Raw genomic sequence first — 13,454 nt, 5'->3', positions numbered from 1 at the left:
AGGTTGGGCTGAACGTATCATCGTATTATGGTGTTTCATGAAAGTTAGAATTCTTACTTTAATATTAAATATAAAATTCTAAAACCTGCGGCGCGCGCGGCGCATGCGCCGCAGGTTTTATACCAAAGCTCAAAATGGCGTAGCCATTTTGAGCTTTAAAAACCCTTACTAGGTTTGGTTTTTAATTCACAAAAGTGTTGTCACACTTTCGTGAACTGGTATTAGCTCTGGATTTTAATTATGCTGAGGTACTTAGCTGGGCATAATTAAAATTAAAAACCGAAAAGAGAGTAACGTTCGCTACGCGAACGTTACTCTCTTTTCGGTTTGAGCGCAAAGCGCTGTAATTATGCTGAACTACTCAACGATCTTAACGATCTGAGCGTCGGTTGTTATTCGTAGAATTATTATTTTGCCAGTTATTGGAGTAGTAATTATGGCTCGAACTTCGATCAGCAACGCGTTGTTCGTTTTGCCTCCAATTCGCCGCACGTTCGCGCTCCCTTCTTTCGGCTAAACGTTGTTGTTCCCGTCTTTCCTCCGCACGTTCGCGCTCCCTTCTTTCGGCTAAACGTTGTTGTTCTTGTCTCTCGGCAAAACGTTCACGTTCTCTTTGTTCGGCGATGCGACGCTCTTCCCTGAGACGCTCTTCTTCTCTGCGATGCCATTCTGAATTGCGTTGTTCGACGATTACGGGATGTTGTTCGACAATCACTTGCGGTTGGTAAACTGGGGTGGGATTGCCGATGCTTATGCTAGTGCCTTGACTGCCAGTGTTAAACGATACATCGGCGGAGGCAGCCGTGGGATGAAAAGCGATCGCGCCGATAGTCGTGGCACATAGCAATACTATAGTTGGGAACTTCATGATTGATGCCAATGAGGGGATTTACAGAGGTTTAGACTTGCAGCGAATGAAAAGGTTCAAATTGATTTTTTTTGTAAGCCACAGCATTGGAAGTTGGCTTAAATATCCTCTTATACCAACTCCTGAAATGGCATTGCTTTTTTGGGAATCTCAAAACTTTACTGGGCTTGTTTTTTAATTCACTGAAGTGTTAGTTCACTTCAGTGAATTGGTATTAAATATCATGAGATTACATTGCTTTTATGCAACCCAGTCAAACAGACGATCTTCCGTTAGCCGTGATGATGGTTGGCTTTCATTTGTTGTAGTTGGGTGCGTTGTTCTGGAGTCAAAATTGCAAGGCTTTGGTCTCTAGAACTCTTGTGAATATTCTTGATTTGTTGTTTTTGGTCGGCGGTGAGGTTCAGTGATTTCCATACGCCTTTGCGATCGCCAGATTGTTTTGCAGTCGCGAGTTGAGCGAGTTGAGCGTCCGTTAAAACAGCCTGTACCTGCTGTTTGGTGTTGGTATGAATAGTTTTCAGTTGTTGTTTTTGGTCGTCGCTCAAATTAAGCTTTTTCCATCCACCGTCATGATGCTTCTGGGTAGTTTGTACGCCTTGGTCGGGACTCGTTTGTGCGGAAACAATGCTAGGAATGGCGATTCCTGCTAGGGTTGTCGATAACATTGCAACGGCGAGAACGCGCTTGAAATTGTTAAACATAATGAGTATTCCTAATTTAGTCGATCTTGCGATCGCTTACATAGGCTTAGACCTTCGCGATTTTGCTCAAGGTTCAATATATACACCGATCTCATGCTTTCGGGTGAGACAACTACTAGTTTTTTGAGCTCGCTCGTTGTAATGGACTTGCTATTACAGCGCTTTGCGCTCAAACCCAAACCAAGGAAATTTTTGAAAGCGTTGCTAAGCAACGCTTTCAAAAATTTCCTTGTGGTTCTTTCGATCGATAATTGCTGTAATTAAAGTACCTGTGGCTTCGACTCCGCTCAGCCAACGTTGGCTGAGCGGAGTCGAAGCTAGATAACTGGGTGGGACATTTTTTATCCGCAAGTGCCTAAGGTTAAGCCCTAAAGATGAATGACGGTGCGAAGTACCGCCACTCATCTTTAGGATTTTGATTTGTCCTCGCTATCTCTTACGTTGCTATATAGCTGCGTTAATTTGAGAGCTATGGACTGATAACGTTCGACTAAATTTGGAGGTTCCAGCACCTTAGCATTATGTACAAACTGATTAACCCAGCGACAAAATTCATTGAGCGATCGCTCTGGTAATGCCACGTTGTAATCGATATAATTGGGTTTTCCTCGCTTATCAATAGATTGGGAAATATGCCTTTTATCTCCTTCTTCGATAAAAGCAATTACAGGTGTAAAAAAACGCACCTTGACTTTAATGTATTCCAGATTTCCCTCGATCTCCTGCGCTTGCTCGATGGGTTTGCCGAGAAACAAGCCCCAACCTTTTTTAAACAGATTCATTGCCACAGTTAAACTTACTTTTTGCGGTTCAGTTCCTCTTGCTTGATTGAGGAATTGAATATGATCGGTAAAGCGATCGATTCGTTCGATTTCTAAATGACCTTTATCGATATATTCGTAAAGCAAGTACCAAGCAATATCGTGGTAAATCAATTGCAAGGGGAAAACTTGTAAATATCCCGTTTTCTGGCTATAGGGATCGGCATATCGAAAGATCTCGATCGCTTGTCCGTTTGTAATTGCTGTTTCTAGCCGATCTAGGCAATGATAGAGATTGTAGCGAGTCTTTTTGTGTTCGATCATCTCATTGATATCGGTATATACGATCGCTCGATCGATTTGCGATCGCAATGGATAGAGAAAATCTGTAGATACTAAATCTGTAGATGCTAAATCTTGCTTAGTCCGCAGCTTTTGGGATAGATCGTCATAAATGCGAATTGCCTGCGGCGATCGCTGATATTTTGCCATAGAAGCTAGGGCATTGATGGCTACTTGCAAGTCTCGGAAGGACATCATTCCTGTTCCCAGAAAGTAGCCCCAACGATAAATACGCTGTTCTAGAATTCCATATTTACGCAGAGTTACTAAATCCTTGCGTAAGGTGGGGATGGAATATTTAGATAGAGAGATATCGTATTGTTTGGCTATTTCATCGACTTTTTCTTTGACTGCCTCTAGAGATTCATGGGCGGTTTGCGAACTTTTACCTTCGCGATCGGGGCAACCGATTCCAGGATAGTGAATGAATGTGGCAATTAAAAGCATGAGTCGCTCAAAGGCTTGGCGATCGCTATAAGAATGAAGATCGTTAGTCTTAGGCATGGCGTTATGTCAAGTAAATGACAATATTTATTAAAGATTATGAATGGGCTTAAAACCTAGTTTATGAAGACAATTTAACTTATATAGATATTTTGTAAAATATCTTGATTGAATTGCAATATATGACAAAATGCTGATAGATTGCTTATATAAATATATACGGGAGGTGAAGCGATCGTGACGACATTATTGCAGGCTGAGGAAGATTCTCAAACACAGGAAACTAAAATTGCAAAATATACGGTAATTACTTTTGCGCCTGTGCAAGGCTTTATTGAGAAGTCTCGCAAGTTACGCGATCTCTATGGTGCGTCGCAAATTCTTTCATATTTGAGCTATCGTATCGTCGAAGAAGCCAAAAAACTTGATGGGATCGAAGTAATTTCGCCAGCAATTAAAGAGGGAGAATTAAGTATTGATCTGATCCAAGGTATGCCCAATCGTATTTTGATTGTTGGTGAGATTGAGCGAGATCGAGCCTTCAATCTATTTCGGGACACCCTAGATAATGCTTGGAGCGAAATTATCACAGCTTGCAAAGATTGGGTGGAAAGTAAAATTAAAAATGATGACAATGATGACTATGACTGGAAAAAGTATGACTGGAAGATGTCATGGAAACGCTGGGAAATGCACACATGGGAGGTATTTGTAGGTCAGAACAACTCTAAGGAAGACCAAAACAATCCTATTCATAGTGCAATGCGAGATCTAGAAACTCGTAAGTTGCGCCGTGCTTGGACTGTACCGAATTGGAATGGTGAAAGCTCTAGTCTGTCGGGGCATGATGCGATCGCCTATCCAAACATGGATCGTCAAATCACTCGTGAAAGTAAACAAAATCAACAAGATTTGTCCAAGGAAATCGAAGCATTCTACACAGTTATTGCGAAAACTCTCGATCCTCGTGGCAAGGAAAATGATCGATCTTATATCAATGAAAATGAGCGTTTAAGTATTCCTGAATTGATCAAGCGCTTAGTGACTTATTCTGATGTAAGAGACGAGATTGACTATTACAAGATCATCAAAAAAGAAGATAGCAAAGCTTTTGATCTAGAAAGCTTTGCTAAGCTACTAAGGCAAAACAAAGAAAAAAATGAAACCTATTGGACTGGCTGGTTCATGGGAGATGGTGATCGCATTGGCAATTATCTCAACAGCTTGTCTAACGCTGATCAAGTTAGAGAGTTTAGTCTTTGTTTACGAGATTGGGGAAATGACTTCAAGCGTTTTGATCTCGGTCGTGTGGTTTATGCGGGTGGTGATGATTTTCTTGGTGTAATTTATGGCACTGAGGACAAACCACAAAGAGACAAAGAAGAGGTTGTTGATTGGTTATGTGGATTGCGTGATCGATGGGAAAGGTTACGCAATGATATGCGAAACAAAGGTTTGAGGGTCAATGATGGTGATGAACCTGATGTTAGTCTAAGTCTTGGTTTTGTGTGGGCGGGGCATAGTGTACCGCAGCGTGATGTTTTGCAGCATTGCCGAGAGGCTGAAAAGTTGGCTAAGAATTTGGGGCGCGATCGCGTGACGATTCGGGTTGTGTTTAACAATGGGCAGTTTGTGCAGTGGACTACACCTTGGGAGTATTTGAAATGGTTGAAGGATTATCGCGATCGCAATGATAATTCTGGCAAAGATGCGAATTGGAGCCATGTATATACCGATCTGGCACAACTCAAGGCACGTCATGCGATACCACCCGCTACTGCTGAAACAGCTAATGATGCGATCGCGCTTGAGTTGTTTGGATTGTATTTCGGCAAAGATAAGCAGGAAATGCTCTCTCAACAGCGTGGAAAAATTACAGGGTCTGAAGATCCCAAATCAATGATCGAATGGATTGACGGCATGATTAAAGTGGGGTGGCAGTTATGTTCAAATTCCTAATTGTGATCCGTCCATTGGGCTTGCTCTATGGTAGTGCTGGCGCATTTCTGTCTCCTGAAAACTTAGTTGGACGTTCTGGAGCAAAATTTCCACCCGATGCGGGAACGCTTTCGGGGTTGATTTTGGCGACAAATCAAGAGCAGAGGTTTACCGATCATCAAGAGCTAAAAACTAATCTGGCTGTGGCTGGTGCTTTTTGGGCGGAGGCTGATCATCCTGAAAACTTCTTTGTACCAATTCCGCGATCGCGCATTGTGGGTGAGAAGAATAAGGATTTTGATGAGTGGGCGCTAATCAATCACAAATGGGAGCGTCAACATCCCGATCTCGATCCTGAATATCAATGGCAGAGTATCAACTCTTGGCACAAGCAGACCTCACAGCTAAAGCGTCCTGAAAAAGGCAAGTTGAATGATGTTGGGAAAACTCCTTGGGAATTCATGCCGATTTTGCATCCCTATCTCAAGGATGATGAGAAACATGTGCGTGATCGCGATGGATTGTTTTTAGAGAATGCTGTGCAGATGCGTGAAGATAGCTGTTTGGTATATCTCTCGACGCATAAATTGCCTGATGGTTGGTATCGATTTGGTGGTGAAAATCACATTGTGGAAATCACCAGTCAAGCAATTACAGAGCATAGTTCAATTTACAAACTACTGAAGCAAAAAATTGGGCGGAGTTTTGCGCTGATTACGCCTGCGGTGTGGGGAAGCAACAATCTCTCAACTCGATATCCAAATGATGTGCGCTTTAGCAACAAGCGTCCTGAGATGCTGACCGATCGCCCTGAGCCTTGGCGTTATCGAGTGGGCAATGGTGATGCGCAAAACAAACGGGCAAGTAAGCTGAGCATTGGTCGCTATGCTGTGCCTGCGGGAACGGTTTATGTGGTCAAACATCCCCTCGATCTCACTTGGTGGGAATTCCCGCCTGAGTGGTTTGCATCGGGTGAGGGGCTACCGTTGCGGCAGTTTGGTTGTGGGTTGTGCTTACCTGTAGAAATCAAAATCGAGCCTAAAGTTGAGTCGAAAGCTGACCAAAAAATTACACAAAAAGGAGAGGATTAATGTACAAAAAAGCCTATGGAATTATTGAAACCCTTGCCCCTTTGCATGTTGGCGCTGCCGCAGGTGAGGAGTCTGGTAATCTCAATTTGATTTTTCGCGATCAATTTACACAGACAGGGATTATTGCTGGGAGTTCGATTCGGGGACGCTTTCGGGCGGATATGCGCGAGACGGAAAAGGGCTTGGAGAATACGTGGTATGGACATGAATCTGTGGAGGGTAGACCTGATGGCGGGACTACGGAGGCGATCGTCAAATTTGAATATGCTTCGCTGGTGTGGTTGCCTGTTTTTTGTCCAGGACAGCCTGTAGTTTGGATTAGTTGCCCAAGATTGCTCAAGCGCTACAAACTGATTACTGGCTGCGACGCGGCTATTCCCAAGCCTTACACGGCGGCGAAAACTCTGCGGGGTCGTCAAATTAGCGATCGCGGTACTGCTAAACAAATCCTATTTTTCAACCTTGGATTTATGGAAATTGAGCATCAAGTTGATGCCGCAGTAATGCAGAAATGGATTCCTCAAGGTGTAGATTTGTCGGTTGAGAGTTTGGTGGTGGTTGGTGATAACGATATTGCGATGTTGCATGACATGGCTTTGTATCGCCAGAGTCGCATCAAGATGATGGACGAAATGAAAAAAGTCGATACTGAAAAAGGGGCATTTTTTAATGTTGAGGCTTTGCCAGAGGGAAGCGTTTTAATATTTCCGATCGCTTTGAAGCAATCAGGCTGGAAACCTTTTGGCGATGACCCTTCGCAGGATATGTATTTTGGTGGTTTGGAGTCGGTTGGCTTTGGTCGTTGTAATGTCACACTTGCAGGAGATTATCAGTAATGGCTTGGAAAACCTATGATTTGGATCGCATTGCTCAGAAGCTAGTTCTGGATGCGAAAGAACGCGATAAGGATTCTTTGGGGCAAGCCTTTAAGATGCGTGTCGCTGTGGCTTATGGCTTGGAGCGTTTCTGGGGTGAGCATTTGCGCTTGCAAGGCACTCCTAAGGGTGCTTACTGGAAAGAGACATGGGAACAACTTGTGGCGGTAATGGCAAAAGCAGGGGTGAAAATTCCTAACGATCCTGTAAAAGCTGAAGACGCTAAGGCTATCCGAGCGATGGCAGAAAGGCTGTGGAAAGAGGTAGACATTCAAGATCAACGGGTGGCGATGGCTGTGCTGACGCAGCTTTGTGACTGTTTGGTTTGGTGGACTCAGCGCTATAAGAAAAAATAGTTTTTAGGGACTAAAAAGATGTCAAATATTCCCGATGCTTATAAAAAAGTGCCGATGATGTTTCAGGCGCAAACAAATGGGCGCTGTCAGTTGCAACGTCTCGATCCAGATCGCAAAAAGGATGGTGATCCTCAAGATGCTGAGATTTGGTGCAAACAATGGACAAGTGAAACTTATCCTGTTGCTCCGATATTTGATGAGCCAGTCAAAAAGCAAGAATATACGATTAGTTGGCGATTTGTGACGAATTCAGGTCAGGATGATGGTGTGATTCGTCCTGTCATTGGTGCGTCTGGCTATCCCTTTTACCCTGGTTCGAGTATGAAGGGAGCTTTTCGTCAGGCTTGCAAGCGGCTATTTCGCGATCGCCTTGGTAAATATTGCGGACAGGAGATTTCTAAAGGCGACTTCTCCCCAGGAATTTTGCGCTTTCATGGTGGTTATCCTGTAGATAGCAGTTGGACTGATGGGTTAGTTGATCTCATTCATCCACAGCAAAAGTTACAGGTAATGAATAGTGAAAAAGAAGGAGCCAAAATCCAAATTTCACTATATCAACCCACAATTCAGTTTGGGATTTCGGCTTCGGAGGAGCTTGAGGAGTTTGAGTGGGATGAGATCTGGCAAATTTGGGAAGCAGCGCTGGGGCGTGGGATTGGTTGTCGGGTTTCCGCAGGTTATGGTCATCGCGATCAATTAAAGGGTGAGTTGTTGTATCCGCCGCATCTGTTGAAGGGGCAAGGGATGGCATCAAAGCGTTTAGATGAATCGGGCGAGTTTCGTCCCAATATTTTTCGGGCGGCGATTCGTGGTCATGCGTTGCGGATTTTTGGTGGTTTGACAGATCCTGACACTGCTGAGAAACAAGTTGAGAAAATTTTTGGCGGTGTTTCAGGGCATGGTGTATGGGGTTTATTGATGATGAACTTTGTCACAACCAGCTTTGAGCCCAAATTATTTGGGAATGGTCAATGGGAAGTACCTAGCTATAAGGTAGAAGGCGAACTCGGTTGGCTATTGTCGCAAGAGATTTCGGAAGAACATAAGGCGGCTTTAAAAAATCTAATTTTGCATCTGAATCAGTTTGCGATGATTTTTGGTGGTTTCGGTAAGTCATGGCGTAGAGCCGATCATCGTTTGTTTTATGAGGAGTATTACGAAAAGAATAACGACAGGAAGCCGCTAATTGGTTGTCATTGGCAATGGAAGAAGGGGCGTTATGCTCGCGATATTAAGGTTTATGGCTCAAAATATGTAACTATTTTTTTAGATAAATTACAGGAAGCGGCTAGAGTTTGGTTACAACTGCAAGGTGTCAAGTTGACTGCAAATTATGTTACTGGTTGGCGAGAGGCTTGGCATCCTGACAAGGTAATGGTTTGGGGCAGAATCGCGAGTAACAAAGAAAGTTCTGAAGCAATTCAATGGTTACATGGAGCTTATCAAAAGAGAGACAATAAAGCTAAAATTTCCGAACTATCCATTTACAAATCTTCTGTAACTGGAAGGGTGGGACAGATTGGGCGACTGTGGCATCGGATGTATCCTTTGATGAAGTTAGAGCCAGATCCTAATGATTCCGCAAAAAAGATTCCCAAACCAACTGCTAGTTATCTTGAGTTATTAACGATCTTTCCAGATGGTTCTGATGATTGTTTGAACTTTCTTAATTTTCTTGCAGATGATGGACAGTTCAAACAGCTATGGGGAAAGCCTTGGGAAATAGAATAGTTGATGAAGATGATGGGTTACGCTGTCGCTAACCCATCCTACGGTTGATTCACTATAGAGAAAGAAAACTATAAAACTATGGCTTACAGTGATTTTACGGTTGAACAGATTATAGATAAGTTCTCTCTTGATTTTGTTGAGCAGGACTTGTTTGCATCTTCAGAAAGTACGATTCAGGTTAGTAGTTGGTTGTTGGAAACCCTTGCGAAGGGTAAGAAATTTGCGCTCACAACTAGCAGTGAAAAGGCAAAATCTGAGTTTATTATTGCGCCGATTTTGTTGGAAGTGGAGGCGCATTTTTCGACACAATTGGCTATTTATTCGGGCAAAAACCTTGATAGCGATCGCGAGGCGGGACTGGTAGGAGAATGTGATTTTATTCTTGGTAAGGGTACGACTTCAACTTTTATTAGTACGCCAATTATGGCGATCGTGGAGGCGAAGCGCGATAACTTAGAGAATGGGTTAGGGCAATGTGCTGCTCAAATGTATGGGGCAATTCGCTATAACCAAAAGCATGGTGAAACCTTGGATAAGGTTTATGGATGTGTGACAACGGGCAATTTATGGCAGTTTTTGAAACTAGAAAATAAGTTGCTGACTCTTGATAGTAATGTTTTCTATCTCAATGAGCTTGAGCGTATTTTGAGTTGTTTTAGTACGATTATTACTGAGTTTCTGTAGTCTTTTTTGTAAATCTTGGAGCTTAATCATGTCTGTAGTTTGGATTGTGACGACGGGTAATAGTGATGTCAAGCTGATAGATGAAACTGGCTGGGGAGATTTGCGGATTAAAAAAATGGAGCAGTTATATCCCTGTGAAAACGAATTTTCTCCAACACCAGAGAGTAATAGTGATTTGTTGACTTTGCCAGCAAGGGTAATGGGAATTGCTTATGGTGATGCAATTGAGGCACATTGGGATCGATTGACTTTTCCTTTGTTGGATGGCTTTTGTCAGGAATTTAAGACTGATAAAAAGAATAAGCCCGATCACATTATTGTTTTGTTGACCGATCAGGAGGCAATTTTTGATGATTACAGTCGCGGTGATGCTGCTTGTCCTTATTGGCAGGATACATATACGCTTCAGCCGATTTTGAAGCATTATTTTACGCAAGTGTTTGGTGAAAAGTTTGCCAATGAAAAGCTTGAATTTTCGGTTTTGAAGCCGCAACAGGGGGCGGATGGGTTAGATGATTGGGATGCGACATTGACGCTTGTAAAGGCGGAGTTGGCGAGATGGGAAGAAAACAAATGGATTTCTAAAGGCGATCGCGTGATTGTGAGTCATCAGGCGGGGACTCCTGCGATTTCTTCGGCGGTGCAGTTAACTTGTTTGATTCGCTTTGGTAAAAAGGTGCAGTTTCTGGTTAGCAGTGAGTTAGATCCAGATAAGACAAAGTTTTTAAAGGGTTCGTCTTATTTTGAGACGTTGCAATTTAAGAAATTAGAGGATTTGCTAGATCGACATGACTATTCAGGTATGACTAGTATTGTTGAGGAGATAAATTTTGAGGGTTATGAAATAAAGTCTAGACTACTCCATTTATTGAAGCTAGCCAATTTCTGGAATGCTGTTGAATTTGAAAAGTTTGCTACAGCAATGGGAGGAGCAGCAACTAGTCGATCTAAAGAGTGGTGGTGGTCAGCTTATGAATCGGCATATCTAGCTGTAGTCCGATTGAAACAAGAGAATACAGTTGAAGCAATGTTTCATAGTTTTAGAGCAGTAGAAGGTCTACTCTCAATGTGGTGTGATGAGTTTCATTTCGACAAAAAAGAAGGCAAGAAGATTAAATTATCTTCTGATTTTACTTTACCTTCTGGGAATAAAACAAGATCGCTTAATGCTTACGGTCAAGGTCTTTATTTTGCTCTCGAAGCCTTTAAAGGAGTCGATGTAAATTCAGATACTGATATTTGGAACTTTGGGAATAAAGTCTTTGACAAAAGAAATGAACTTTTTCATAAATTGGAGGGATTGCAGGATAAAAATTCAGTATTTAAAGCTTGGGAGATATTTAATGATAGCGAAGAAGAATGGAAAGCAAGAGTTCTTAATTGCCTCAACTTTATATCTCAAGAAGAATTCAAATCTATAGAAGAAGCTAGTTTGATGTCACAGGTGCATAAGGATTTGGGGGAGGTGATTAAGAAGATTACCAATTAGCTGATGATTTATTTCCAGCTTTGGTATTATTAACATTAGTCTCCTACTCGCTAGGGGATGCGATCGATTGGAAACTGGAAGCCCATCTAGTCTTAGAAAGCGCATATGTCATTTCCCTACTCGCTAGGGGACGCGATCGATTGGAAACAAGCAATTGCAAACTGTTTCTAGACGCTTTTCGGTGAATCCCCTACTCGCTAGGGGACGCGATCGATTGGAAACTAAATGCCATAACCGATCCCGCCATGAACACGAATAATCCCCTACTCGCTAGGGGACGCGATCGATTGGAAACGAAATTTGTTTCTATTTTTACCCCTATGGAAAGTGGCGATCCCCTACTCGCTAGGGGACGCGATCGATTGGAAACAATGCGGCGATCGCCTGTTCAGAAAAAACGCTATCTATCCCCTACTCGCTAGGGGACGCGATCGATTGGAAACTATTTTTACCGATCTGCGCTGATTGGTGATTGCGGTTCCCCTACTCGCTAGGGGACGCGATCGATTGGAAACATCCAGCTTCGCGAAACCTCTCGGCAAAACGACAATCAATCCCCTACTCGCTAGGGGACGCGATCGATTGGAAACACAACTCAATTAACTCATGCTTGCGGAGAGATGAGTCCCCTACTCGCTAGGGGACGCGATCGATTGGAAACTCTAAAGCGACCTCAGCATCAATCAATATTCTTTTTCCCCTACTCGCTAGGGGACGCGATCGATTGGAAACTTGCTTGTTCAGGTGTGTTTGTATCTTCATGCTGTTCCCCTACTCGCTAGGGGACGCGATCGATTGGAAACAACTCTGGTTTGTTTATTCAAGAAACTACTGAAAATTCCCCTACTCGCTAGGGGACGCGATCGATTGGAAACCAGCAAATCATAGATAGGAAGCGCTTTAAACGCTGCAATCCCCTACTCGCTAGGGGACGAGATCGATTGGAAACATCAGTGTAAATTGGCTTCCTCTGCAAGAGTTTGATCCCCTACTCGCTAGGGGACGCGATCGATTGGAAACATAGAGATAAAATCTTCGGAGAATGAAAGTAAAACGATCCCCTACTCGCTAGGGGACGCGATCGATTGGAAACTCCAGAGAATTATTTTTAGAGGGAATGAAGTGTGATTCCCCTACTCGCTAGGGGACGCGATCGATTGGAAACGAGCTAGAAAATCTGCTTCTGGATCGCCGCTTCCAAATCCCCTACTCGCTAGGGGACGCGATCGATTGGAAACAAAAGCGCTAATATCAGCGCTGATAGAAGAGAGAATATCCCCTACTCGCTAGGGGACGCGATCGATTGGAAACTGTTTCAAGTGATACTGAGCCATCGTCTCTTTTTTAATTCCCCTACTCGCTAGGGGACGCGATCAATTGGAAACGTTAGTCTTTTTAGCTGCTGCCATGATTAATTGTTGTCCCCTACTCGCTAGGGGACGTGATCGATTGGAAACGGAATAAACCAAAGTCGAATAAATAGCAATATCTTTCCCCTACTCGCTAGGGGACGCGATCGATTGGAAACATAATTGACCGATATCTTTAACCTCTACTACCGCGATCGTCCCCTACTCGCTAGGGGAGGCGATCGATTGGAAACTCTTGAGAAGCCTCAAAAGCTAGAGCCAGAGCTATATTTCCCCTACTCGCTAGGGGACGCGATCGATTGGAAACTTTCGATGTGTTTTATTAAGTTATTGTTTTGCGACTTTCCCCTACTCGCTAGGGGACGCGATCGATTGGAAACGCCTTGGTAACGCACTATCTGATTGGTTTTATACATCCCCTACTCGCTAGGGGACGCGATCGATTGGAAACTGTTGAACCTGAAGTTGATTTTGAACAACAATCTTATCCCCTACTCGCTAGGGGACGCGATCGATTGGAAACGTCGCGGTGCGCGAACCAGTCGTGAGTCAACTGATATATCCCCTACTCGCTAGGGGACGCGATCGATTGGAAACTCAAACTTCTCATCAATCCCAACAACAATATGTCCATCCCCTACTCGCTAGGGGACGCGATCGATTGGAAACTCTCATGATCGACCTCACTGTAAATATTTACACCTATTTCCCCTACTCGCTAGGGGACGCGCTCTCTCAACTCCTTTAGGATTGCTATAGCAAAGTGAGAGATAGCTCTAGACAAATCAAAACTCCAAGGAT

At 43.4% G+C, this 13,454-nt stretch carries 12 protein-coding genes and 1 CRISPR repeat array; of the genes, 8 read left to right on the top strand and 4 right to left on the bottom strand.

Features of this window, described 5'->3' with window-relative positions:
• Nucleotides 1-370: 370 nt before the first annotated feature.
• Entirely contained in the window at nt 371-868 is a 498-nt protein-coding gene (locus AC805_RS19100) for a hypothetical protein (protein WP_055076868.1), read from the bottom strand.
• Here AC805_RS19100 and AC805_RS19095 point away from each other — a divergent pair.
• Nucleotides 867-1,046 carry a hypothetical protein gene (locus AC805_RS19095; protein ID WP_055076867.1) on the top strand — a complete coding sequence of 60 codons (180 nt, stop codon included), beginning with the start codon at nt 867-869 and terminating at the stop codon, nt 1,044-1,046. The genes AC805_RS19100 and AC805_RS19095 overlap by 2 nt on opposite strands.
• 94 nt (nt 1,047-1,140) lie before the next feature.
• Here AC805_RS19095 and AC805_RS19090 read toward each other — a convergent pair whose 3' ends face one another.
• The 3 genes from AC805_RS19090 to AC805_RS19085 form a co-directional block, all read right to left on the bottom strand.
• Entirely contained in the window at nt 1,141-1,572 is a 432-nt protein-coding gene (locus AC805_RS19090) for a Spy/CpxP family protein refolding chaperone (protein WP_055076866.1), read from the bottom strand.
• A gap of 204 nt (nt 1,573-1,776) precedes the next feature.
• Nucleotides 1,777-1,977, bottom strand: coding sequence for a hypothetical protein (locus tag AC805_RS25785; protein ID WP_156341478.1), 201 nt, complete (start codon nt 1,975-1,977; stop codon nt 1,777-1,779).
• Between the two features lie 2 nt (nt 1,978-1,979).
• Complete coding sequence (locus AC805_RS19085) at nt 1,980-3,179, bottom strand: YafY family protein (protein ID WP_055076865.1); 1,200 nt, start codon at nt 3,177-3,179, stop codon at nt 1,980-1,982.
• A gap of 177 nt (nt 3,180-3,356) precedes the next feature.
• On the opposite strand from AC805_RS19085, the gene AC805_RS19080 reads away from it, so the two are divergent.
• The 7 genes from AC805_RS19080 to AC805_RS19050 all read left to right on the top strand — a co-directional run bounded on the left by AC805_RS19080 (nt 3,357) and on the right by AC805_RS19050 (nt 11,283).
• A complete protein-coding gene (locus AC805_RS19080) occupies nt 3,357-5,078 on the top strand; it encodes a type III-B CRISPR-associated protein Cas10/Cmr2 (RefSeq protein ID WP_082429557.1) in 1,722 nt (573 codons plus the stop codon).
• The gene (locus AC805_RS19075) at nt 5,063-6,148 is read left to right on the top strand and encodes a type III-B CRISPR module-associated Cmr3 family protein (protein WP_055076864.1); all 1,086 of its coding nucleotides are present in this window, start codon (nt 5,063-5,065) and stop codon (nt 6,146-6,148) included. Before AC805_RS19080 ends, AC805_RS19075 begins: the two co-directional genes overlap by 16 nt.
• Entirely contained in the window at nt 6,148-6,984 is an 837-nt protein-coding gene (locus tag AC805_RS19070; RefSeq protein WP_055076863.1) for an RAMP superfamily CRISPR-associated protein, read from the top strand. Before AC805_RS19075 ends, AC805_RS19070 begins: the two co-directional genes overlap by 1 nt.
• Entirely contained in the window at nt 6,984-7,379 is a 396-nt protein-coding gene (locus AC805_RS19065) for a hypothetical protein (RefSeq protein ID WP_055076862.1), read from the top strand. The genes AC805_RS19070 and AC805_RS19065 overlap by 1 nt, the downstream gene beginning before the upstream one ends.
• An 18-nt stretch (nt 7,380-7,397) precedes the next feature.
• Nucleotides 7,398-9,110, top strand: coding sequence for a hypothetical protein (locus AC805_RS19060; protein ID WP_055076861.1), 1,713 nt, complete (start codon nt 7,398-7,400; stop codon nt 9,108-9,110).
• A gap of 78 nt (nt 9,111-9,188) precedes the next feature.
• Nucleotides 9,189-9,794, top strand: coding sequence for a hypothetical protein (locus AC805_RS19055; RefSeq protein WP_055076860.1), 606 nt, complete (start codon nt 9,189-9,191; stop codon nt 9,792-9,794).
• Between the two features lie 28 nt (nt 9,795-9,822).
• On the top strand, nt 9,823-11,283 hold the full coding sequence (locus AC805_RS19050; protein WP_055076859.1) for a hypothetical protein: 1,461 nt from the start codon (nt 9,823-9,825) through the stop codon (nt 11,281-11,283).
• 39 nt (nt 11,284-11,322) lie between these two features.
• A CRISPR array of direct repeats spans nt 11,323-13,396; the repeat unit is 36 nt; unit sequence TCCCCTACTCGCTAGGGGACGCGATCGATTGGAAAC.
• Nucleotides 13,397-13,454 lie beyond the last annotated feature (58 nt).

The organism is Pseudanabaena sp. 'Roaring Creek' (assembly GCF_001402795.1).
Classification (GTDB): Bacteria; Cyanobacteriota; Cyanobacteriia; order Pseudanabaenales; family Pseudanabaenaceae; genus Pseudanabaena.
This window is presented reverse-complemented; position numbering and strand designations above follow the sequence as displayed.

Bases quoted from the DNA above. Each gene is read 5' to 3' on its own strand.
- AC805_RS19095 (WP_055076867.1), top strand. From the start codon at position 867: ATGATTGATGCCAATGAGGGGATTTACAGAGGTTTAGACTTGCAGCGA.
- AC805_RS19100 (WP_055076868.1), bottom strand. From the start codon at position 868: ATGAAGTTCCCAACTATAGTATTGCTATGTGCCACGACTATCGGCGCG.
- AC805_RS19090 (WP_055076866.1), bottom strand. From the start codon at position 1,572: ATGTTTAACAATTTCAAGCGCGTTCTCGCCGTTGCAATGTTATCGACA.
- AC805_RS25785 (WP_156341478.1), bottom strand. From the start codon at position 1,977: ATGAGTGGCGGTACTTCGCACCGTCATTCATCTTTAGGGCTTAACCTT.
- AC805_RS19085 (WP_055076865.1), bottom strand. From the start codon at position 3,179: ATGCCTAAGACTAACGATCTTCATTCTTATAGCGATCGCCAAGCCTTT.
- AC805_RS19075 (WP_055076864.1), top strand. From the start codon at position 5,063: ATGTTCAAATTCCTAATTGTGATCCGTCCATTGGGCTTGCTCTATGGT.
- AC805_RS19070 (WP_055076863.1), top strand. From the start codon at position 6,148: ATGTACAAAAAAGCCTATGGAATTATTGAAACCCTTGCCCCTTTGCAT.
- AC805_RS19065 (WP_055076862.1), top strand. From the start codon at position 6,984: ATGGCTTGGAAAACCTATGATTTGGATCGCATTGCTCAGAAGCTAGTT.
- AC805_RS19060 (WP_055076861.1), top strand. From the start codon at position 7,398: ATGTCAAATATTCCCGATGCTTATAAAAAAGTGCCGATGATGTTTCAG.
- AC805_RS19055 (WP_055076860.1), top strand. From the start codon at position 9,189: ATGGCTTACAGTGATTTTACGGTTGAACAGATTATAGATAAGTTCTCT.
- AC805_RS19050 (WP_055076859.1), top strand. From the start codon at position 9,823: ATGTCTGTAGTTTGGATTGTGACGACGGGTAATAGTGATGTCAAGCTG.